This is a genomic window from Arcobacter defluvii, from assembly GCF_013201725.1.
Lineage (GTDB): Bacteria > Campylobacterota > Campylobacteria > Campylobacterales > Arcobacteraceae > Aliarcobacter > Aliarcobacter defluvii.
This window is the reverse complement of the sequence record NZ_CP053835.1, coordinates 2,039,441-2,062,458: the sequence shown is the minus strand read 5'-3', so window position 1 is coordinate 2,062,458 and position 23,018 is coordinate 2,039,441. Positions and strand designations below refer to the sequence as shown.

The 23,018-nt window shown below is 24.8% G+C and carries 21 protein-coding genes and 4 tRNA genes; 10 read left to right on the top strand and 15 right to left on the bottom strand.

Annotation, left to right across the window (positions count from 1 at the left end; all coding sequences use genetic code 11):
* Positions 1 to 102: 102 nt before the first annotated feature.
* Positions 103 to 222 (top strand): FeoB-associated Cys-rich membrane protein, encoded by a 120-nt coding sequence (locus ADFLV_RS10295; protein WP_129011988.1) that lies wholly within the window; start codon positions 103 to 105, stop codon positions 220 to 222.
* Positions 223 to 228: 6 nt separating this feature from the next.
* Here ADFLV_RS10295 and ADFLV_RS10290 read toward each other — a convergent pair whose 3' ends face one another.
* On the bottom strand, positions 229 to 1,608 hold the full coding sequence (locus ADFLV_RS10290) for a PhoH family protein (protein ID WP_129011987.1): 1,380 nt from the start codon (positions 1,606 to 1,608) through the stop codon (positions 229 to 231).
* Positions 1,609 to 1,744: 136 nt separating this feature from the next.
* Here ADFLV_RS10290 and ADFLV_RS10285 point away from each other — a divergent pair, with 136 nt between their 5' ends.
* On the top strand, positions 1,745 to 3,421 hold the full coding sequence (locus ADFLV_RS10285) for a bifunctional diguanylate cyclase/phosphodiesterase (protein WP_129011986.1): 1,677 nt from the start codon (positions 1,745 to 1,747) through the stop codon (positions 3,419 to 3,421).
* 18 nt (positions 3,422 to 3,439) lie between these two features.
* Here ADFLV_RS10285 and ADFLV_RS10280 read toward each other — a convergent pair whose 3' ends face one another.
* Positions 3,440 to 3,949: an NADPH-dependent FMN reductase gene (locus tag ADFLV_RS10280; RefSeq protein ID WP_129011985.1), complete on the bottom strand. Its 510-nt coding sequence runs from the start codon at positions 3,947 to 3,949 to the stop codon at positions 3,440 to 3,442.
* Positions 3,950 to 4,097: 148 nt separating this feature from the next.
* Here ADFLV_RS10280 and ADFLV_RS10275 point away from each other — a divergent pair, with 148 nt between their 5' ends.
* Together ADFLV_RS10275 and ADFLV_RS10270 are read left to right on the top strand one after the other, a co-directional pair.
* A complete protein-coding gene (locus ADFLV_RS10275; RefSeq protein ID WP_129011984.1) occupies positions 4,098 to 6,005 on the top strand; it encodes a sensor histidine kinase in 1,908 nt (635 codons plus the stop codon).
* Positions 6,006 to 6,068: 63 nt separating this feature from the next.
* Positions 6,069 to 6,398 carry a hypothetical protein gene (locus tag ADFLV_RS10270; protein ID WP_129011983.1) on the top strand — a complete coding sequence of 110 codons (330 nt, stop codon included), beginning with the start codon at positions 6,069 to 6,071 and terminating at the stop codon, positions 6,396 to 6,398.
* A gap of 93 nt (positions 6,399 to 6,491) precedes the next feature.
* Here the strand turns inward: ADFLV_RS10270 and ADFLV_RS10265 are convergent.
* The 4 genes from ADFLV_RS10265 to ADFLV_RS10250 form a co-directional block, all read right to left on the bottom strand.
* Positions 6,492 to 6,578 (bottom strand) — tRNA-Leu (locus ADFLV_RS10265).
* A gap of 24 nt (positions 6,579 to 6,602) precedes the next feature.
* Positions 6,603 to 6,678: transfer RNA gene (locus ADFLV_RS10260), tRNA-Phe, on the bottom strand.
* A 19-nt stretch (positions 6,679 to 6,697) separates the two neighbouring features.
* Positions 6,698 to 6,782 (bottom strand) — tRNA-Tyr (locus ADFLV_RS10255).
* Between the two features lie 22 nt (positions 6,783 to 6,804).
* Positions 6,805 to 6,879, bottom strand: a tRNA-Gln gene (locus ADFLV_RS10250).
* Positions 6,880 to 7,040: 161 nt separating this feature from the next.
* Between ADFLV_RS10250 and ADFLV_RS10245 the strand changes: the two genes are divergently transcribed.
* Positions 7,041 to 8,654: a sensor histidine kinase gene (locus ADFLV_RS10245; RefSeq protein WP_129011982.1), complete on the top strand. Its 1,614-nt coding sequence runs from the start codon at positions 7,041 to 7,043 to the stop codon at positions 8,652 to 8,654.
* Position 8,655: 1 nt separating this feature from the next.
* Complete coding sequence (locus ADFLV_RS10240) at positions 8,656 to 9,771, top strand: hybrid sensor histidine kinase/response regulator (RefSeq protein ID WP_014474695.1); 1,116 nt, start codon at positions 8,656 to 8,658, stop codon at positions 9,769 to 9,771.
* A gap of 5 nt (positions 9,772 to 9,776) precedes the next feature.
* Here ADFLV_RS10240 and ADFLV_RS10235 read toward each other — a convergent pair whose 3' ends face one another.
* From ADFLV_RS10235 to ADFLV_RS10215, 5 genes are read right to left on the bottom strand one after another with little or no spacing between them, the layout of a single operon-like run.
* The gene (locus ADFLV_RS10235; RefSeq protein ID WP_014474694.1) at positions 9,777 to 11,030 is read right to left on the bottom strand and encodes a response regulator; all 1,254 of its coding nucleotides are present in this window, start codon (positions 11,028 to 11,030) and stop codon (positions 9,777 to 9,779) included.
* Between the two features lie 19 nt (positions 11,031 to 11,049).
* Entirely contained in the window at positions 11,050 to 11,796 is a 747-nt protein-coding gene (locus ADFLV_RS10230) for a hypothetical protein (protein ID WP_014474693.1), read from the bottom strand.
* A 40-nt stretch (positions 11,797 to 11,836) separates the two neighbouring features.
* Entirely contained in the window at positions 11,837 to 14,008 is a 2,172-nt protein-coding gene (locus ADFLV_RS10225) for a hypothetical protein (RefSeq protein ID WP_129011980.1), read from the bottom strand.
* Entirely contained in the window at positions 14,005 to 14,940 is a 936-nt protein-coding gene (locus ADFLV_RS10220; RefSeq protein ID WP_129011979.1) for a hypothetical protein, read from the bottom strand. Before ADFLV_RS10220 ends, ADFLV_RS10225 begins: the two co-directional genes overlap by 4 nt.
* 9 nt (positions 14,941 to 14,949) lie before the next feature.
* Positions 14,950 to 16,575 (bottom strand): UvrD-helicase domain-containing protein, encoded by a 1,626-nt coding sequence (locus tag ADFLV_RS10215; protein WP_129011978.1) that lies wholly within the window; start codon positions 16,573 to 16,575, stop codon positions 14,950 to 14,952.
* 168 nt (positions 16,576 to 16,743) lie between these two features.
* Here ADFLV_RS10215 and ADFLV_RS10210 point away from each other — a divergent pair, with 168 nt between their 5' ends.
* On the top strand, positions 16,744 to 17,166 hold the full coding sequence (locus tag ADFLV_RS10210; protein WP_014474689.1) for a hypothetical protein: 423 nt from the start codon (positions 16,744 to 16,746) through the stop codon (positions 17,164 to 17,166).
* Between the two features lie 30 nt (positions 17,167 to 17,196).
* Here ADFLV_RS10210 and ADFLV_RS10205 read toward each other — a convergent pair whose 3' ends face one another.
* Positions 17,197 to 18,474 (bottom strand): NAD(P)/FAD-dependent oxidoreductase, encoded by a 1,278-nt coding sequence (locus tag ADFLV_RS10205; RefSeq protein WP_129011977.1) that lies wholly within the window; start codon positions 18,472 to 18,474, stop codon positions 17,197 to 17,199.
* A 12-nt stretch (positions 18,475 to 18,486) separates the two neighbouring features.
* Positions 18,487 to 18,783, bottom strand: coding sequence for a c-type cytochrome (locus tag ADFLV_RS10200; RefSeq protein WP_014474687.1), 297 nt, complete (start codon positions 18,781 to 18,783; stop codon positions 18,487 to 18,489).
* A gap of 141 nt (positions 18,784 to 18,924) precedes the next feature.
* On the opposite strand from ADFLV_RS10200, the gene ADFLV_RS10195 reads away from it, so the two are divergent.
* The 3 genes from ADFLV_RS10195 (at position 18,925) to ADFLV_RS10185 (ending at position 21,072) form a co-directional block, all read left to right on the top strand.
* On the top strand, positions 18,925 to 20,196 hold the full coding sequence (locus tag ADFLV_RS10195; protein ID WP_129011976.1) for a Y-family DNA polymerase: 1,272 nt from the start codon (positions 18,925 to 18,927) through the stop codon (positions 20,194 to 20,196).
* A gap of 112 nt (positions 20,197 to 20,308) precedes the next feature.
* Entirely contained in the window at positions 20,309 to 20,719 is a 411-nt protein-coding gene (locus ADFLV_RS10190) for a DoxX family membrane protein (RefSeq protein ID WP_129011975.1), read from the top strand.
* A 47-nt stretch (positions 20,720 to 20,766) separates the two neighbouring features.
* Entirely contained in the window at positions 20,767 to 21,072 is a 306-nt protein-coding gene (locus ADFLV_RS10185) for a monooxygenase (protein ID WP_014474684.1), read from the top strand.
* Between the two features lie 24 nt (positions 21,073 to 21,096).
* On the opposite strand, the gene ADFLV_RS10180 is transcribed toward ADFLV_RS10185, so the two are convergent.
* Both ADFLV_RS10180 and ADFLV_RS10175 read right to left on the bottom strand, forming a co-directional pair.
* A complete protein-coding gene (locus tag ADFLV_RS10180) occupies positions 21,097 to 22,065 on the bottom strand; it encodes an aldolase catalytic domain-containing protein (protein ID WP_129011974.1) in 969 nt (322 codons plus the stop codon).
* A gap of 59 nt (positions 22,066 to 22,124) precedes the next feature.
* The gene (locus tag ADFLV_RS10175) at positions 22,125 to 22,946 is read right to left on the bottom strand and encodes a ribonuclease HI (protein WP_129011973.1); all 822 of its coding nucleotides are present in this window, start codon (positions 22,944 to 22,946) and stop codon (positions 22,125 to 22,127) included.
* Positions 22,947 to 23,018 lie beyond the last annotated feature (72 nt).

Below are 23,018 nucleotides of genomic sequence, written 5' to 3'. Positions count from 1 at the left end.
TATCCTTTTATTTTTGTGGTTATATTTTATTGTTTTAAACCTAAAAATTATGCAAAAATATTAAATAATGATATAATAATCATTATCAAAATAAGGTTTAAAATGGAAGATATTATCATCTATATCATAGTTGGAATTGCTGCAATTTATTTTATAAATAAACTATTTGGAAAAGATGGCAATTGCGGTTGTGGTGGTAAAGGCAATTGTTCTAAAAAATAGAGAAGTTTAATTCTCTACTTTTTTCTCAAAAATTCTTTCTGTAAATTGTGCAAATTTACCACGAACTGCTTTTTCTAACTCTATTGCAAACATTTTAAGTTCAGGATGTGTTTGATTTGTTTGTTTTAAAAGAGTTGTTAAACCATTGTTGTATTTGTTTAAATACAAATTATCAATTTGTCTATTTGAACCAATAACTATTGCCATACAACTTTCATCAAGTCTTGAAAGTATTAATTGAGTTGTTTTTTCACTACTATTTTGCCATTCATCCATGATAACAATTGCACCACTTAAAGTTCTTCCTCTTGCTTCTCCTGGCCAAAGAGTTTCTATACAATATCTTGATTTTAATTCATCAATTTTAGAGTCAATTGATTCTTGATTTTCTCTATTTTCACTCTTTTTAAGATGTTTTTTTGCAATAAATTCTAAAGTATCACTTAATGCCATATTATAGATTCTAAATTTTTCATCATTTCCTGCTAAATATCCAACATCAGCACCTTTATCCAAAGATTCTATGGAGTTTCTAACATATACAATTTTATCGTATAAACCTAAATCAATTAATCTCATAGAACTAACTATTGACATCAAAGTTTTACCACTTCCTGCTTTTGCATCAATTACAAGTAAATCATACATATTTGTTAAAATTGCTTTTGTAAAAAGTTTTTGTTTTATATTTACTGGTTTTACATTTAAAGATTTAAAATCATTTTCTTTTAAAACATCAATTTTTCCATTTGTAATAATTGCATATTCGATATTCCCATCATTGCTTTCAAAACTATAAGCAAAATTTTCCATTTCATAATCTTTATCAACAGAAGTAATATCTTTATTCTCTAAACTATTAAATAAAGAAGAATCAAGTTCTATTGATTTTACAAAATTAAAATTTGGGACGGTTGATTTATCATCATGCAGAGTTTCTGTTTTTATACCTTTAAATAGTGCAAAAGTTCTAGCATATACATCTAAAGATAGAAAAATCGTCTGGCAACCTTTATAATATTCTTGGGCAATTGAAGCTACTTCAATAATTCTTTTATCATTAGATTCTGAAATATGAATTTGTTCAATTTGTGTATCATATTTATCTTTTGAGATTATATCAATATTTATTTCTTCATTAAAAAGTTTTACAACTTTAAAGCCAGTTCTATAATCAACCTCTTTGATTTTCATCTTTGCAAGTAATCTAGCAAATTCTCTTGAGTAATACCCTAATTCATTTGTCAGTTTCTTTTTGTCCTCTAATTCAAGAAGTACTGTTTCAGGTATTAGCATATGGTTAGTTTTATTGTCTGATATTTTATAGAGATTTTGAAGATTTTGTAAGATGATATTTGTATCTAATACATATACTTTTTCTTTCATAAGAAATTGTAACATAGATTGATAACAAAAAAGTTACATTGCTGATAATTTTGTATAAAAATATAAAATAACTAATTTTGAAAATTGAAAAAAATCTTGTATAATGATTTACAAACAATCTAAATAAGGATTATAATTGAACCTTTCATATGAAGAATATTTATTAATCTTAACTTTTTTTATAATCATTTATCTTTTATCAAAACAGAAAAAAAATCGAGATTTAAAAAAAGAAAATCATATATTAAAACAATATAAAGAGGCAGTTGAAGAGAGTAATATTATTTCAAAAGCTGATTTGAAAGGGAATATAACTTATGTTAATGATAAATTTTGTGAGGTTACTTTATATTCAAGAGAAGAGATACTTGGTAAACCACATAGTCTTTTAAAAGGTGAAAGTTCAAAAGAAATTTTTAAAAATTTATGGGAAACTATATCTAGTAAAAATACTTGGCATGGTGTTTTAAAAAATAGAAGAAAAGATGGTGAATTTTATTATGTAAACATTATTATTAAACCTATTTTAGATGAAAATAATGAAATTATAGAGTATATTGCTATAAGACATGAAATAACAGATTTGATTCATAAATCAGAAGAATTAGAAAAAAGTTTAAGAGAAGATTTTTTAACAAAAGAGGGAAATAGATTTAAATTATTAGAAGATATAAAAAAATCAAAAAGACCTTCTTTAGCACTTTTAGATATAAATAGATTTGGCGAAATAAATGATTTTTATGGATATGATATTGGAGATGAAGTTTTAAGAATAGTTGCAAAAACTTTTAGAAAATTTATAGGAAATAAATATTCATTATATCGAATATATTCAGATGAATTTGCGATTTTAGCTGATAATGAAGATAAAGAACATTTTCTTAGATTTATAAAACAAATTTCTGATTCATTGAGTTTAAATCCTTTAAAAATAAAAGGTAAAGAGATCTATATTCAGATAAGCTATAGTATATCTTTTGAAGAAAAAGATACTTTGAAAAAAACTGCAAATATGATTAAAAAATATGCAAAAACAAATAAAGATGTAGTTATCTATAATAAAAATTTAGAGATTGAAAAAATCTATGAAAAAAATATTATGTGGACTACTAAACTAAAAAAAGCATTTGAAAATGATAATATAGTTCCCTATTATCAAGCAATATTCAATATAAAAACAAATAAAATTGAAAAATATGAGGCATTAGTAAGATTGATTGATGAAGATGGAATAGCAATTTCTCCTTATTATTTTTTAGATATAGCAAAAAAATCAAAACAGTATTTAAAACTTACAAAACAGGTAATTAAAAAATCGTTTGAATATTTTAAAGATAAAAATTTTGAGTTTTCTATAAATTTAACTTTAGAAGATATAAAAAGTAAATCAATATCTACTTATATTTTAGATATGTTGGTGGAATATAATATTGCATCTAAAGTTGTATTCGAAATAGTTGAATCAGAGGGGATCGAAGATTTTGTTGAGGTAAATAGTTTTATTGATAAAGTACGAGAGCTTGGTTGTCAAATCGCAATTGATGATTTTGGTTCAGGATATTCAAATTTTGAATATCTAATAAAACTAAATGCAGATTATATAAAAATTGATGGTTCTTTAATAAAAGATATTTTAATAAATAAAAATAGTGAAGAAATAGTAATCACTTTAGTAGATTTTGCAAGAAGACAAGGTCTAAAAACTATAGCTGAGTTTGTATCAAATAAAGATATTTTTGAAAAAGTAAAAGATTTAGGTATTGATTATGCTCAAGGTTATTATATAAGTGAACCAAAGATTAAAATAGATTAAAAAGCTTAAGAAATAATCTTAAGCTTTTGATAGTTTGATTAAAGAATTAATCATTGAAATTGCGCTTTCTTCATTTAGAGGTTTTTCATAAGTAGTTAAAATTTCTCTTGCTATTATTGTTGATCCTAAGTGTTGGAACATTATTCTCATAGCTTGAAGTCCTTTTGCTCCACCTCCACCACTGTGAGTTGCTAGTCCTACTATTTTTTCATTAAAAGCATCTCTCCAGTTTTTTGTAGCACGTGAAGTCCATGCCATTGCATTATTTAATACAGGAGGCATTACTCCATTATATTCTGGGGCAACAATAATAAAAGCTTTTAAATCTAAGATTTTTGAAGCTAAATCTAAAGCAGATTCAGGAACACCATTTTCTTCCTCTTCAACTGTACTATAAAGAGGTAATCTTAAGTCTACTAAATTTATTAATTCAACTTCACAATTTTGACTCAGAGCTAACTCTTTTAATTTTAATCCTAATTTTTGGTTATTATTAGAACTTGCTACTAATATTCCTATTTTTGGCATAATAATCCTTATATAAATTTTTAAAAGATTGATTATATCAAAGGATTACTTTTATCCCATATAATAAAAAAGTAATTTAAAAATAGGCAATTAAAATAAAAATTGTTATAATGACTGATTAAATAATCTTATAAAAAAGTAATAAAAAATGGAAATTTCAAGAGAAAAACAATTTTTAAAAATAATAAAATTTATGCCTTCTATTTTTGTGACTATATTTTCTATTTTTGTAATTTTATTTTTATATTTTGAGAATAAAAAAACGTTTGATGAAGAAAAAAAAGATATAGAAGAAAAATATATTTCAAAAAATAAAGATATTATAAAAGAAGAGGTAAATAGAGTTTATTTATTTATTAAACATCTTCAAACAAATACTGAAGAAGAATTGAAAAATAGCGTAAAAAGTAGGGTTTATGAAGCTCATGCAATTGCTTCTAGTATTTATGAAAATTATAAAGATACAAAAAGTAAAAAAGAGATTTTTGAACTTATAAAAGTTGCTTTAGATAAGATTAGATTCAATGATGGAAGAGGTTACTTTTTTATGGATGATATTAATGGAAATAAGTTATCTCATCCTGTTGATAAAAGTATCGAAGGTAAAAATTTTATAAACTATACCGATGCGAGAGGTTATAAACTTTTTCAAACAATTGTAAATACAATAAAAGATAAAACAGAAAGATTTGATGAATATTATTGGTATAAGCCTAATACAAAGGGAGAAGTAGGACGAAAGATATCTTTTTACAAATATTTTGAACCTTTAAATATAGCTATTGGTACAGGTGAATATTTTGATGATTTTGAACGAATGATTCAAAAAAAGGCTTTAGAATATATACGTATGATTAAATTTGGTAAAGTAGGATATATTTTTGTTATTAATTATGATGGAGTATATTTAAGTCATATTAGAAAAGAGTATATTGGTAAAAACTACAATGAAACATTGAGTTTAAAAGATAATAAAGAAATTGTATTAGAGATGATGAATATAGCTCAAGAAGGTGGAGGATTTTGTACATATATTCAAAATCAAAAACCTGGAACAAATCTAGCAACAAAAAAAATAAGTTATGTTCAAGGATTAAATGATTGGAAATGGTTAATTGGGACTGGATTTTATGAAGATGATGTAAATTCAGAAATTGTAGAAGTAAAAAGAAAACTAGATGAAAAATATGAAACTTATGTAAAAAATATTTTATTAGTAGGTTTTATATTGATTATTGTATTGTTGATTATTTCAAGATATGTTTCAATATTTTTAGAGAATAAATTTAATCAATATAAAAAAGAATTGGATAAAAAACAAACGATATTACATCAACAATCAAAAATGGCCGCTATGGGTGAAATGATAGGAAATATTGCCCATCAATGGCGACAACCTTTATCTACAATTACAACAGCTTCTAGTGGAATGGTTTTACAAAAAGAGATGGGAATATTAACTGATGAGTTCTTTTTTGAAGCTTCAAAAAAAATAAACACATCTGCTCAACATTTATCTAAAACGATTGATGATTTTAGGAACTTTTTTAGTCCAAATAGATTAAAATCTAAATTCTTTTTAAAAAATACATTCTCTACAACACTTGATTTAATCTCTGCACAATTTAATGCAAAAGAAATTACTATAATTAAAAATATAGAAGATGTGGAACTTTATAGTTATGAAAATGAATTAATCCAAGCATTGATAAATATATTTAATAATTCAAGAGATGAATTATTAAAAAAAGAAGATGAAAGATTTATTTTTATTGATGTATATAAAAATAATAAAAATGAAGTAAATATTATTTTAAAAGATAATGCAGGTGGAATAAAAGAAGAGTTTTTAGATAAGATATTTGAGCCATATTTTACAACAAAACATCAATCACAAGGTACTGGAATAGGACTTTATATGACTGAAGAGATTATAACAAAACATCTAAATGGAACAATTGTTGTACGAAATAAAGAATTTATTTATAATGATAAAAAATATATTGGAGCACAATTTAAAATAAAATTAAAATTATTTGATGAAGATGCAAATTAATAAATAAAGCCAAAATATATGGCACACTTTTTGTATATTAGAAAATAAACACAAAGGAATCATATGGTTTGTAAATTTGAGGAGATAAACGATTTCTTTCATAAGTATTCACAACTTTTAGAAACTATGGAAGAACAAGAATTCAAAGAGTTATTTGAAACATTTCCACATGCTTGTAAATTTGTAAAAACTCTTGATGAGGATATTGTTAATTGTGATGATTTAGAGTTAGTATCACAAAAGACTTTAGAGTTACTTAATAATGCATACGATCATGAATATACAAAAGATGATATTTTAAAGTTTGCGGGTATAACATGTAAAATATTTGATATTGTTGGTGCTCCTAAATATCATGTTCCATTTATTTTAGTTATGTTGTCAAAACTTTGATACTTTTGTTTTGTTATATATAGCTCAAAATAGTATTTGGAAAGTTTTAAGATTTTTTGATTGAAAATAGTATAAAATAAGATTGTTTTACAGTGGTGCGAATGGTGAGAATCGAACTCACACTCCGAAACCGGAACGGGATTTTAAGTCCCGCGCGTCTACCTATTCCGCCACACTCGCACATGTGTATATAAAATTCAAAAGTGGTGGTTCGAGACAGAATCGAACTGTCGACACAAGGATTTTCAATCCTTTGCTCTACCGACTGAGCTATCGAACCAAATTACTTTTGAAAAAAGTGGTGGTGAGAGAAGGATTCGAACCTTCGAAGCCGTAGGCGGCGGATTTACAGTCCGCAGGATTTGACCACTCTCCAACCTCACCATCAATAAAACTCAAACTAATTTGGATGGGGTAGAAGGATTCGAACCTTCGAGTGACGGTACCAAAAACCGTTGCCTTACCGCTTGGCGATACCCCATTAATTTAAGTGGACGGAATTATATAATTTAAATAATTAAAGTTAGCTAAAATATAACTACATTTTTTTAGATTTATTTTTTAAATGAACTTTACTAAAAGAGAGTTTTATGGTATTATTTTTTTTGGTTAAATATTATTTTAATCAAAAAAGGTGTGGATATGTTTATGGAGCACTTAGCTTTGACTTACAAATGTCATAGCTCTATAGGTAACAGTTTAGATTTGAATAATATGATAAAAGAAGTTCTTACAACATTTGTTGAAGAAACAAATGCAATAAATGGATTTTTTTATTTAATAGATGAAAATAATAATTTGTATAAATATATGTCTTATAATAACTCTTTTGAATATGACAAAGAGTTATTAAAAGAGCATATTAATGATTTTAAATATGTAAAAGATTTTGATTTTGATGATAAAAGATTTTTAGTTTTACCTTTAGATAAGGGATTTATTTTTATTGTTTATGAAAATAATGAAATAAATTTTGAATATATTACTTCTATGTTTCAAGATTTAATTGTGAAATTAAATATAAGTATTGATGCTTGTTTAAATGTTCAAAGAATGAAAAATAAAAATAAAATATTGAAGCATTTAACAAATGAGTTAAAAGAACAACAAAAGCAGCTAATTGAATCAGATAAATACAAAAGTGATTTTTTAGCAAATATGTCTCATGAATTAAAAACTCCATTAAATTCTATCATTGTTATTTCATCAATTATGTCAAAAAACAAAAATAAAAAACTTGATGATGAACAAGTTAAAAATATGAAAATTATCAATAACTGTGGAAATGATTTATTAGTTCTCATAAACGATATTTTAGATATCTCTAAAATTGAAGCAGGTGAAATTACAATTAATTTGACAAAAACAAATATCAATCAATTAATTGAAGATTTAATTACAGAAATGCAACCTTTAGCTGTTGAAAAAGAGTTATTGTTGATTTCAAATTGTTTATTAAATCAGATATTTTTATTAACTGATTCAAGCAGAATAAAACAAATTCTAAAAAATCTTATAAGTAATGCAATAAAATTTACAAAAGATGGAAAAATAGAAGTAATTTTAGAAGAAAATGCTAATGATTTAACTATAAAAGTTATTGATGAAGGCATAGGAATACCAAAAGAAAAGTTACAACATATTTTTGAAAGATTCAAACAAGCTGATGGAAGTACAACAAGAAAATATGGCGGAACAGGTTTGGGACTTGCTATATCAAAAGAACTAGCACTTTTATTAGGAGCGGATATAAAAGCTTTTAGTGAAATAGATAAAGGTAGTACTTTTGAACTTATTTTGCCTAAAAAAACAACTATTAAAAATATTTCGGATGATAAAGTAACTATATTTTCAAAAGATAAGGATGAGGTTATAGAAGATATAGTTTTTTTTGATATGGATGAAAATATTTTGGAAGAAACGAAATTAAAACAAGAAGATAGAATTTTAGTAATAAATAGTGATCATAGTAGCTTTTTTCAAGTTGCTGTTGCTTTGAAAAAGCAAGGTGTATTTATTGATTATTTTAATTCATTTGAAGAAAGTTTGAACTCTTTAGATAAAAATTATAAACTTATTTTAATTTATGAAGAAAATCTATCTTCAAATTTAGATGAGATTTTAGAGTATTTAAAAAATGAAAAATTGAATTATTTAGTAATTGCGACAAATGATGATTCTAAAGAAAACTTTTTTAATAAAGAGTTGGTAAAAACAGAATTATTTAACAAAATTTTAACTTATTTGGAAAAATAACATGGATAAATTTAATATTTTAATTGTAGATGATGTTCCTGAAAACATATATTCTTTAAAAATGATGATAGAAGATAGTTTTGATGTAAGAATTTATTCTGCATTAAATGCTCAAGAAGGAATTGAGATTCTTATGAAAGAGAATATAGATTTAATTTTAACTGATGTTCAAATGCCTGATATTGATGGATTTGAATTTGTTGATTATATTAAAAATATAGAAAGAACAAAAGATATTCCAGTTATTTTTATAACAGGAATTTATGATAAAGATGAGTATAAAACAAAAGGTTATAATCTCGGAGCTGTTGAATATATCACAAAACCAATTCATGATGTTTTATTAAATTCTAAATTAAAAGTTTATATTGATATTTTTGAAAGAAGAAAAGAAGATGAAAAGCAAATAGCTGAAAAAGAAAAAGTTTTAATTCATCAATCAAAAATGGCAACAATGGGAGAGATGATAGGAGTAATTGCTCATCAACTAAAACAACCTTTAAATATTTTATCTTTGTATTGTAACGATGTAAAAACTTCTTATGAATATAATGAAATAGATGATAAATTTATTGATGATTTTTCAAAAAATACAAAAGAGCAAATAAAATTTTTAAGTGAAACTATTGATGATTTTAGAAATTTTTTCAATCCTGAAAAAAATAAAGTTCAATTTGAGATAAAAGATGCAATAAATACTTCTATAAAATTACTTGGAAATCAGTTTGAAGTTAACGAAATCAAGTTAAATATTGAAGTATCAGATGAAAAAGTTTATGGTAGTGAAACAGAATTAGAGCAAGTTATTTTAAATATTATTAATAATTCAATTGATGCTTTCAAAGAAAAGGGTATAAAAAATAGAGAAATAAATATTAAAGTGTTATCTAAACAATCTTATACTATTTTAATTATGGAAGATAATGCAGGTGGGGTAAAAATAGAGACTTTAGAAAAACTTTTTGATCCTTACTATACAACAAAAGCAAATGGGACAGGAACAGGGCTTTATATGGTAAAACTTGTAATAAAAAATAGTTTTCAAGGAGATTTAAAATTAAGTAATAGCGAACTAGGACTAAGGTATATAATTGCACTTCCTCAAAATAAATTTTAGGTTATTTATTGAGGTTGTGATATTTCTTTGATTTTATCTTCTAAAGATTTAATAACATCTGTTAAATTTGTAATTCTTCTGTTTTTTTGTTCATTAGTTTCAGTTAATAGTGCTAATTCTTTTTTTATAGCTATAATCTCTTCTTGAGAAGATTTAACTTTTTCTTGTAAAACAGCTTTTTCTTGTTTTAATAAAGAGACATTTTTTGCATACTCTTCTGCTTCTTTACTTTTTACAGTCATATGTCCATAATATTTTTCATCAACATTATGCATTTGTAATTCATAATGGTCAAGTTGTCTTTGTCTAGCAGCAGTTTTTAACCTTTGTTCTTCTAATTCTTCTTGTAATTTTGGGATAAAAGATTCTAATTGTTTGATTCTTTCTGATGATTCTTCTAAGAGTTTTTTATATGAATACTCTTTTTTATTAAATTCTTGAAGAGTTTTTATAACTTTTTTTTGAAATTCTCTTTTTTCTATATTTTCTTTTGTTGTTGAAAATCCAATAGTTATATATTCTATTTTATGTTCAATATCAAGTTTAAATATAGTATTTTTTAAATAAAAAGTTTCATGCTCTTTTGACAAAAATTTTGTATTTCCTGTCCAATTCTCACCTTTTTTTAAACTTGTCCATGTATTTTCAATATATTCTTTTGGGATATCTGGATGGATTAAACCATTAAATCCTATCTCTTTTAACTCTTCAATTGTATATTTTGAAGTTTCTAGTAAACTTTTATTTGCAAAAGAGATATTTCCATCTCCATCCATTTTATAAATTAAAGCTACATTATCAACTGCTTCAAGATATTTTTTTAGTTCATTTTGTTTTTCATCTAATTTAGATTGAATATATTTTTTTTCACAAGCTTCAGATATTCTTTTTACTAAAAGAGTTGTGTCAATTGGTTTTATTATATAACTACTAACATTTAAATCAATAGCTTTTATAATATTATCAGTTTCATTTCTAGCAGTTGTATAAATAATAGGAATATCTAAATCTATTTCTCTTATTTTTTCAAGCATTTCAAGACCATTCATAATAGGCATGTTTATATCTGAAATAATTAAATCAATCTTTTCATTTGAATTATATGATTCTTTGAATTTTTTTAAACCGTCATCTCCATTTATTGCAAGAATTACAGTTTTAAATAATTTACTTAAAAGCTTAGCAAGTTTTTCTCTTGCTAACTCTTCATCTTCAACAAAAAGTACAGTTTGGTTTTTTAAAAATTCTGAATCAAGCATAAAATTTTCCTTTCAAATTTTATTCATAAGGAGTTGGTTTTGGTGGAAACTCTTCAAATGCTTTTTTTATTGCACTTGAAATAGAGTTTCTATATTTATAATTTTGTAAAGGATTAGAAAATTGTAAAAATTCTATTGAACCTTGTTCTGTTTTCTCTTTTTTATAAACATAAGCTACTTTTTTCCCAAGTTTTAAAGTATTTTCATAAATTAATTTTGCATAATCATTTATATATGGAAACTCTTTTTCTTTGATTTTATCTCCCCAACAGAAAAATACAAATTTTCCTGAAGGAATAAAATTGGCTGCATCAATATACATAATATCTCTATCAAATTCTGTATTTTGAGCCGAGTTATATTTTTCTAAATCTTCATTAAATTTAGTCAATAAAGAAGGAACATCAATATGAGATTCTATTAGATTAAATAGATTTTTAATCTCTACTATTTTCCCTTTACAGCTTTCTCTCATTGCTTGTTTGAAAACAGTTATATATGTTTCAGCTTTTAATTCAATCATTTTATCAAAGTCATCAAACTCTTGTTCTAATAAATATTTATTTGAATCAAATCCAATAGGAGTTACAAGTGGATTGTATAAAAATACAGTTCCTATTATATTTTTTTTTCTATCTTTTGCTGTTTTAATTTTATCTTTTAAATCTTTAGGTGTTATTTCTTCACCTTCTTCATTAAAGTACATATAACTTTGTGTTAAAAAAATCTCTTCATATTTAGTTTCAATCACTCCAAAATATTGCATTAAACTCCCTTAATTATTTCTTTTAAAATATTATCAAACATTAATGAATAGCTGGCTTAGGTTTTTCTTTCATTCTTTTTTGATAAACTCTTAAATTTGCACATTCACGAATTAATTCATTGTAATAATTTGTATCGCTATATTCATTTTTTAGTTTATCAAAATATTTCCCATAATTATTTTTGATATATTCATCATAAACTTTTTCATTTCCATAGTACCAAAATCTCTCCAAATCATATCTATCTAAATCTTTATTGAAATAATCTTTAGTTTTATTTGAATAGTTTATATCATATGAAGAAAGTTCAGATTTTGCTAACATATAAGTGATTTTTGCTTTAAACTCTTTTTCTTTTGCTTCTTCAAGAGCAATAGTAAAGTGTTTAATAGATAAATCAATTTTTTCTTTTTGTAAATCATAATCATTAAAAGAGTAAACACTTCTATAAACTGTTGTCAAAATATTTGAGTTTCCAAAGTAACTAAGATTATATAAGGCATTTGCATAAAGGTAATTATCCATCACGCTTTTTGGATTTTTTACTAATTCATTTTGAATTACAATAACTTTTTCAAGAAACTCTTTGATACTCATCGTATCTTGTTTCCCACTTCGATTATTTCCTCTAATTAGACCATTAAATGGGTTAAATTGAACTTTCTCATTTAAAATTGAAGCATTTAACTCAAGTGCTTCTTTAAATTTTAAATTGTTGATTAAAAGTTTTGTTTTTGTATTTAATAAATTCTTACTTAAAACAAATTTATCATTTTCTTTAGTTAATAGTTTTTGTGCTTCATATTTAGAAGCAAAATGTTCTTTGATTTTAGAATCTTTTGGATTTTCCATAAATATTCTAAATTTTTCCAATAAAGCTAAATCAAAAACGCTATCATCTAAATAGTTGATATGATTTGCTAAAAAAGCGTTAAATTTGTCATTTTGTTTTAAATATAGTTTTTCTAAAACTACAAAAGTATAGTCATGAATTGAAGTAGAATTTGTCTCGTTTTTTGTTAATTTTGACATTTTTTCATAGATATCATTTTCTGTTTTTATATCTATAGAGTTTAATTTTTCAAGATATAAAATATATGATAAAGTTTGAACTTCATGAGAATTTGGATAGTTTTTCAGTAATTCTTCTGTAATTTTTGTACTTTCATCAAAGTTTTTTTCATAAAGATTAAAATATGCAAGACTTAAATTTACTAAATACATATCATCTTTTTTTACAGTTTTTAAAAACTCTATATATTTTTTATAAGGGAAATTTCTTTCATATTCGCTGTGTTGGTCAAAAAAGTGTTGAGTATTTAAAAGTTCTCTATAAAGTGTAAAATCAAACCATTTTGAGTTTTTATCTAAAGTGTAAATATTTTGTAACTCTTCGATTACATTGCTATTTTCATTTAAAGCTCTTAGTGCATAAAACTTTGTTTTTTCTTCGTTTGATTTTGCTAAATTTAATAACTCATTCCATTGTTCATTTGTTTTGATATGGAAAAAATTATAGTAACTTAAATGTGAGTTGATTTTATCTTCACTGAAAAGTTTTGAAAATTCATAAACACCTTCGACTACTTTTCCACTTTTTACTAAAGCTCCAGCATAAAGTCCTTGAATCCAATCTTTTACAATTGTTTTATCATTTGAATCTAATAAATATTTATATTTTTCATAGATTTTTAAAGGTTCTTGTTTTTTATAGTGAGCTAATCTTAGTGCTAAATAAAAATATCTAAGTTTTAACCACGAAGAGTTTACTGTATCTATTTTATTTAAAGCTTCATCTAAAAGTTTTTTATAATCAACTAAAGCTCTTTTTTCTACATCACTCATATAATAGTTGTAAGTTACATGTTTTTCTTGTTTTCTTACAAGATTTATATAATCAAGAATTTCTTTATCTTTTAACTTATCAAGATTTTCTCTTTTATAAACAAAATCTTCTATCTCTTTTAACGAATAAGCATTTTTTAGCTCTTTTTTCCACTCTTTTAGATTTTCTTCTTTATTTTTTTCTTCATAAGCCCAAATGATAGTATTGTAAACATTTGCAGAATTTACCTCTTCTGAAACATTTGAAAAAGGCATATTTCTATTTTCTAAAAAGATAAACTCTTTTTGATTGTAATCCCAGCCATCAGCACAAGCTAGAAGATAAAGCTTTACAAAAAGTGTTAAAATCAAAATCCTAAAAATCATATTTTTCCTTTTATTAAATTGTCTAAATCAAATTTGTTTTTGTATTTTAGTGTATAAAAAATTATTTCATCAAATCTATTTTTTGTTAAATTCATAAAGTCATCTAAAGCTATTTTTAAATCCTCTTTTTTTACATCTTCAAATCTAAAAATATCATCTTTATAAATATATCTTCCTTTAAAATAAGTACTATTTAAGACCTTATACAAATTTGGTGAAATCTCTATAAAGTTTGAGTCAAAATCACTTCTTTCAACTCCTTCAAAAATACTCAAAGCTTTATTTTCACGAAATTGAATCGCTTGAGAATAAAGAGGAAGTGCAAGTTTTAATTTTAGTTTATAATTATCAAAGTTATAGTGATATTTTTTTGCAATGTCATTATCTAAAATAGAATTTTTTGTATCTATATTTGTAATATCAGACATATTGTAGTACATCAAAACTCCATAATCCACAGGTGGAATACCTGTTTTTACGTAATATTTTATTTGATGAAGTCTAATAGTTGCACTTAGAGGTTTGTTTAGTTTTGTTTTTAAATCTTCAAGCAGTTTAAAGTAGTTTGATTGACTTGAATCTGACCAATCACAATCTATTTGTACTTCATTAAAATTTAGATTTTTTAGAGTTTTTAAAATAGCATTTGAAACCAAAGAATAATCTACATTTTTCATAGTTTCATTTGTGATATAAATAACTGGAACGAAATCTTTTGGAGTAGTTTTTAGATTTGTTGTAACAATTTCTAACTTTGTAGAATAAGCAATATCTAAAACTTTTATATAAAGTTTTTCATTTATATCTTTTTTATCAAAACTATTTTCCCAAGAGTAAAAAGAGATAAACAGCGATTCTGGTTTTTTTGTAGAAATTAGAAAAAAAGAGCTTATTAAAAATACTGCACTTAAAATTATTAGAATTTTTTTCATAAAATTATCCTAAAAAGCTTTTACTTTTGTAGCTCTATTTTTTTTCAGCCACTCTTCTTGTAACTCTTTGCTTTTTTTATTATCTGCACGTTTACTAACGAATCTTGATTTTACATAAGATGTAGTTTCATCATTTTCATTGTATGTATAAGTTAGGTTTAAATCTGCAAGTTGAATTACATTTTTTGCCCTTGTTGCTGCAACATAATAGATATTTAACTCTTCATTTGCCTTTTGATATGAAAGTCTATTTTTTGTATTTACAATCTCTTTTTTTGAGATAAAGTCATCTGCCATCACAACTTGTTCATACTCTAAACCTTTTGATTTATGAGTTGTTGTAAAAATAATATCTGCATCTTTTTTATCACTAACAAGAAACTCTTTTATTTTTTTATTTATCTCAAAAATATTATCTCCATAAGTATTTATAAATTTGATAATATTTAGATAATCTTGATTTTTTGTATCTTTTGCAAATTGTTCAAGCTCATTTATTGTTTCAAAATCTTTGATTTCATCTATTGTGATTTTGTCGTTTTTTTTCTGTTTTAGATAAAAAATAGAATAAACAGTTTGGTTCATAAATGAATATGAGTTATATCCACCTTCAAAATAGATTTTTTTCTTGTCATGTATAAAGTAGACTAATTGTTGTATTAATCCAAAAGTACTTCTTGCAATCACGCAAAAAGGTTTAGAAAAATCTATATGATTTTTTCCAATCAAAGTAGTCTTTTCTAAGCCTGAAATTTTAAGAAGTTTTGAGGAGTTTATCTCATATAAACTATTTAGATTATTTTGTAAAACCTTTGCGAAGTTATCTCCAAATCTGAAACTTTTTGTTAAATCATAAGAAGGCAAATTTATTTTATTTAAGGCATTAGTTGCAAATCTAAAAGTATAAATTTGCTGAAATGAATCTCCCACATAAATTCTTCTACAACTTTGATTTTCAACTATTCCAATCATCACATCACTAATATCCTGAGCTTCATCTACTAAAATCAAATCATAAGGAAGATTTGTCGATATTTTTTTATTTAGATAAAACATTTTTAGATAAAAATCATGGGTTGCATCAATAATTTTATTTTTCATAGCACTTAAAATAGTTTTTAGGTGTTCTATTACTCTTTTCTCATTTTTATTCAAAAGTTCTAGGATTTTTGCACCTAAATCAGATTGTTTTTTATAAGATTCAAGAAGTTTAGAATCTAAAGCAATCAAAGATGAATTACAATAAAAGTTTACAAGATCTTTCATCAACGCGATATATTCAGGAATTGGATAATAGGCTTTTTGATTTACTGTGAGTTCATGTTTGATTAAAAGATTTTCAATAATTTGATTTTTCAAATCATGAGCAAGATTATAGTTATAAGCTTCAATTCTGTTATAAGCCAAAGAGTGAATCGTGCTTATGTGCATATAAGGAAGATTATAATCTTTTAGTTTTTCTTGTAGTGAAATTTGTAAAGATTTATTATATGCAAGATATAAAATTTTTAAATTTGAATTTCTTTTTGCATATTCAAGAAGAGTTGTAGTTTTCCCACTTCCTGCTACAGCATTTATTTTAAATGATAGTTCTTGACTATTTATTATCTCTTCTTGTTCTTTTGTTAATTTCATCTTGGAATTGTATCATTACAGACTAAATAATCAATAAAAAATTATTTAAATAGAATTTTTTATTAAGCTTTTTGCAAAATAAGCTATGAGTTATATGTTTTAATAAATTCTCGATATAATTTACAAAAAATTTGAAAATGAATATTCATACACTTTCAGGAAGAATAAATGTCTAGTATTGATGATAACGTCGTTGTAGAACTTGATAATATCCAAAAAGAGTTATTACTTACAAATTTGGATGAAGATGGAAAGTTATCTTGTTTAAAAGCTTTTAAAGTAGCAAGATTAATAGGTAGAAAGCCAATAGAAATGAGTGCTATTACAAAAAGTTTAGGAATTCAAATCACAAATTGTGAACTTGGTGTTTTTGGAAAATTAAAATTTAAAAATCCAAATGAAGATATTTATAATAGATTAAAACAAAATTATATGGGACATGAAACTTTAGAGTGTAAAGTTTTGTGGGATGAAGCAAAACGATCGAATCTTAAAACAGTTGGTTCAACAGTAAAAAATAGTGATATTCAAGTAAGCCATTGTCAATTAGGATGTTTTAGAACAAGAAATGGAAAAAAAGAACTGATTTAAATCAGTTCTTTTTTTATTAATTTAGATTTTTTACATAAATATATCAGACATTTGATTTTTATACCAACCAACAGCATATTCAGCTTCTTGGGCTCTAAAATTATCATCTGCGTGTTCTGGGCTTAAACCTCCTGCACCTTTTACAGCTTCTATATTATTTGTATGAGCCTCATATACTGCTGCAATAGAAATTCCATAAGTTGGAGATACTAAACTATAACAAGTATTTGCAAGTTTTGGAGGATTAACAACAGCTTTATTTTCTAATATTTTAGATATTTGTAAAGCTACAATTTTAGCTTGTGAGTTTGCAGAAAATCCTGATTTTGGCATTGGGCTTGCCATACAAGCATCACCAATTACATGGATATTTTTTACAAGTTTTGATTCAAAAGTTTTAGTATTAACAGGACACCAATCTCCTAGTGCAAGTCTTGAATCAAATGCAAGTTTTCCAGCTTTTTGTTCAGGAATATAATTTAAAACATCTGCTTTTACTTTTTCATCTTCAGTTGTTACAATTTTATTTATTGGGTCAACAGAAATTACTTTACCACCAAATTCAGCACTTCTCCATTCAATCATATCTGGATAAAGTTTTTCCCAACCTTCTTGAAATAAAGCTTGTTTTGAAAATTTATTTTTTTGGTCAAGAATTATAATCTTTGAATTTGGTTTATTGTTTTTTAAATAATGTGCAACAAGAGAAACTCTTTCATAAGGTCCAGGAGGACATCTAAAAGGATCTTTTGGTACGACCATTACAAATATTCCACCATCTTTCATCTCTTCTAATTGTTTTCTTAAAAGTTCAGTTTGAGAGCCTGCTTTATAGGCATGTGGTGCATATTCTTCTGAACCTTCAACATAACCTTTTTCATATTTAAAATCAATTCCAGGTGCAACTATTGCTTTTGTATAAGTTATAATTTTTCCACTTTCTAAAATTACACTATTTTTAATTCCATCAAGTTTTTTTACTTTTTCATGAATTACTGTAATATCATATTTTTTTTCTAAAGTATTATAGTCATGTTTGATATATTCAATAGGATTTATTCCTGCAATTACAGTATTACTAAATGGACAAGTATAGTATTCTTTATTTTGTTCAATTAAAATAATTTCTGTATCAGGAGAAAATTTTCTTAAATATTTAGCTGCAGTTGCCCCACCAAATCCACCACCAATAACAACAACTCTTTTTTTATTTGTTGGTGTTGAAACGTTATCTATTTTACTACAAGCTGCAAAAGATAAAGCAGTTGTTCCTAAAAGTATTTTGTGAAAATTTCTTCTATTCATCATGATATTTTCCTTTTATCTTTCTATACTTGAAAAGTAGTAAGCAATTTGTTCAAGTTCTTCATCAGTGAAACCTTTTACATGTTTTTGCATCATAGTCTCTGTTCTTTTGCCATTTTTGTAATCTAATAGAGTTTGATATAGATTAGTTTTCCCCATTCCTGCAATATATGGAGTTATTGCTTCAGATTTACCATCTGTTCCATGACAAGAAGCACAAGAAAGTGCTAACATTTCACCTCTGATTGGGTCATATTCTGCAGCTATTGAAAGACTATAGACACAGATAAATAAAAGTGCAATTTTTTTCATTTTCTCTCCTTAAGATATAACAAAATATAAATATAATTATAATAAGTTATTAATCTTAAAATGAAATAAATTATTAAGTTGAAAATATATCAAATTGTAATATTTTTATAATTAATTAAAAAAATATAATAAAATTAGTTTATGTTTTTACATTTAGATATAGATTGTTTTTTTGTTTCTGCTCATAGAACTATTGATGATAGTTTATTTCATATTCCAGTCGCGGTTGGAGGACGAAGCAATATAAATATTTTTTCATCAAAAAAAGAGATTAGGGAAATTTCATCAAATAGTGGAGCATTTGTAAGTTCAATTCTTACAAATGAAGGGCAGAAGAGTTTTAAAGAATATTTTGTAGATGAAAATGGAAAAATAAGAGGAATAATAACAACAGCATCATATGAAGCACGAGCTTTTGGTGTAAAAACAGCAATGAGTGTAAATGAAGCTTTGAGTTTATGTCCACAACTCAAAATGATTCCGCCAAATTATCCGCTTTATCATGAATTATCTACAAAATTAAAAGATATTTTAACTAAAGAGATACCTTTAGTTGAACAGTTTTCAATAGATGAATTTTTTGGAGATGTAACAGGTTATATAAATGAAGATGAAATAATTGATTTTGCATATAGATTAAAAAAGAAAATTTATGATGAGTTGAAATTGCCTATTTCAATTGGAATTGCGAATACAAAATATCTTTCAAAATTAATAACTGAATATGCAAAACCAGATGGCATAAAATACGTAAGTGTTGATAATATTGCAAATTTTATAAGAGCTATTCCTATTGGAGAATTTCCAGGCATTGGAAAAAGTTTTCAAGAAAGACTCAAAGGTTATGGAATAAAAACTTTAGGAGATATCAGAAAAAATCAAAAGCTTTTTTATTCTTGGAAAAAACCAGGAATTGATTTGTATAACAGAGTTTGTGGAATTAGAGATAATAAATTAACAATTGAAAGAGAAAAAAAATCAATTGGAATAGGGCGAACTTTTGATGTGATTTTTGATAGAGATGAACTAAAAAGAAGAGTAATGATACTTTGTCGTTATTTATGTTTTTTAGTAAAAAAAGAGGGTGTAAATCCATTAACGTATGCTATAAAAATAAGATATGAATATAGAATAAAATCTAAAAACTATATAAATGTAAATAGAATTTTTAATGAAATTGATTTTAAAACTGAAATGGTAAAGTTATTTGAACAAACAGATAATCATAAAACACATGGAGTAATTCAACTTTATATTACAGTTTTTAATTTTGCAAAACAAAATGATTATACATATAATCTTTTTGAATATGAAAAGGATTTGAAAAAACAATCATTGACAAATCAAATGCAAAAATTAAGAACTAAATATGGAATAGATATTGTAAAAACTGCATTTGAAATACGTGAATAGTAGATTATTAAAATTATCCAAAGATAAAATATTTTATTTATTGATAATCATTATTAATATTCTTTAAAGAATAAATGTTTTAAACTTCTTTTTTATAAAAAGGGGAAATAAAATGAAAAACACTATTAAGTTAATGAGAATATCTCTAGGAATTATTTTTTTATGGTATGGAATATTGAAATTTTTTCCATCATTAAGTCCAGCAGAAGAATTGGCTATAAAAACAATTGATATTATGTTTTTTGGTTTAATAAATGAAACAATCTCAATTAAGCTTTTAGCACTTTTAGAAGTAGGAATAGGTCTTGGATTTTTAAGTGGTTATTATACAAAAATTGTAACAATAATTTTTTTAGGTCATATGGTTTGTACTTTTGCACCGTTATTTATACTTCCAGAATTGTCTTTTACTCACGCACCTTATGCTTTTACACTTGTTGGTCAATATATAGTAAAAAATATTGTATTTATATTAGTAGGAATTATTATTTATCAAAATGAGTTGACTAAAGAAATAAGATAATTATTTTGTTTTGAGTATACTTTGAAAAAATATTTTTGGAGTTAAAAATGAATTATCTTTTACAAGTAGATTTTCCACATGATGGAATTTTTGGTGAAGAGTTTTCAAAAGCTTTTGTTGATTTAGCAAATGATATATCAAAAGAAGAAGGTTTACTTTGGAAAATCTGGACTGAAAATGAAAATACAAAAGAAGCAGGTGGAATTTATCTATTTTCAAATGAAGCTGATGCAAAAAGATATTTAGAAAAACATACAAAAAGACTTGAATCTTTTGGATATAAAAATATAAGAGCAAAAATTTTTGAAGTAAATAAAGCTTTAAGTGAAATCACAAAAGCAAGTTTTTTATAAACAAAAAGGGCAAAAGCCCTTTTTTTAATCAACTAATAAATTTCTATAAAATTCTCTATAGTTTGTATCTTTTTCATCTCTAGCTTTCATAGCAGCTCTTGGATGTTCATTTAACTGACCAGTTAACATATATGGAATACTATATCCCCAGTCAAGTTGTTTTTCAAGTGGAACAATATACTCTTCAATAAATTTTAATACAGGCATTAGTTTGTATTTTGGATTTTTTAAAAAACCAATTAAAAGTTCAAGCGGACAGTTTCCAGCTCCTCTTCCTAATCCTGATATTGTTACATCAAGGAAACTTGCACCATAAATCATAGATTCTAAAGTATTTGCATAAGCTAATTGAAGATTATTATGTGCATGAATTCCAATTTGTTTTCCTGATTCTTGAGCAACCTTTAAATATTTTTCTGTTAATTTCTTAATTTGTTCAGGATAAAAAGAACCAAAACTATCAGCTATATAAATAACATCAACAGGAGTTTTTGATAATTGTGATAAAACTTCATCAAGTTCATCATCAAATGATTTTGAAATAGCCATAATATTTACAGTTGTTTCATAACCTTTTGCATGTGCATCTTCAATTAATTCGATTGCTGCAGGAATTTGATGAATATATGTTGCAATTCTTATCATATCAACAACACTTTCAGATTTTGGTCTTAATTCTTCTTTTAAACTTCTACCAATATCACTCATAACAGCAATTTTCATATTTGTGTTATTTTCACCAACAATTCTTCTAATATCTTCTTCTTTACAGAAATTCCAAGGACCATATTCATCTTCACTCATAATAGTTGGAGATACATTTTTCCCAATTTCCATATAATCAACACCAGCAGCTAAACAAGTTTCGTAATGTGCTTTTACAAAAGCGTCACTAAAATGATAATTATTTACTAATCCACCATCTCTAATAGTACAATCAAAAACTTTTATATCTTCTCTAACTGTCAATATTGAACCTTTTTTTTCAATCATCATTGTTCCTTGAATTTAATAATTAAATATATAATATCTAAAAGCCACTCAAAATTATATTAATAAGATTTCAGTGATAAAACATCTTCAATTTTATCATAAGAGTAGAAGGCAAAGTTTTTATTTTTTGCTTTTATTGTATAAACAGCCATTCTATCAGCAAGTTCATTTCCTTCGATTCCTTTGTGTCCTCTTACGTGAATGATTTCTATTTTATTTTTTAATTTTTCATATAAATGATGAGCTTCTTGGATTAGTTCAAGATTTTTTATTTCTCCACCTTTTTTACTCCAGCCATTTTTTTTCCAACCATAAGCCCAAGTAGTAATACAATCTATACTATATTTTGAATCAGAATAAATAGAAATGATATTTTCACTATGAGTTTGTGAAGCTATTGTTAATGCTTGGAATAAAGCATTTAATTCGGCTATATTGTTTGTTCCTTCTTCTTCATAAGCACCATATAGTAAAACTGGATTTTTTTTATTTGAATAAATTGCAAGTCCACTTCCTGCATTTCCAGGATTTCCACTACAAGCTCCATCACAATAGATTCTTATATGTTCTTCTTCATTTCCTTCTTTTATAGTTGTAGCTTCTACTTTTTCTTCGACTTTAGGAGTATAAACTTTGGCTTTTATGTTATTAAAATTCAAAACCATATGATAGTTTTTTATTATTTGTTCTTGAGATTTTAGAGATAAATCACCTTTTAAAAGCATAAGTAAATTCATATCATTTTTAGAAATATCTTTATTTAAAGCTGAATTCTTCCAATTTTCGTCACAGGGAAATGGTAAATCTAAAATTCTTAATTGTTCTTTATTTAAAGTGTTATTATGTGATATTAAATCTAAAAAATTTTCTTCTATTTTCATTTTATAATTTTTCTTTTTAAGTTTTTTGGAAGTATACAAAAAAAATATATAGTGCTTGCTTTTTAGAAAAAT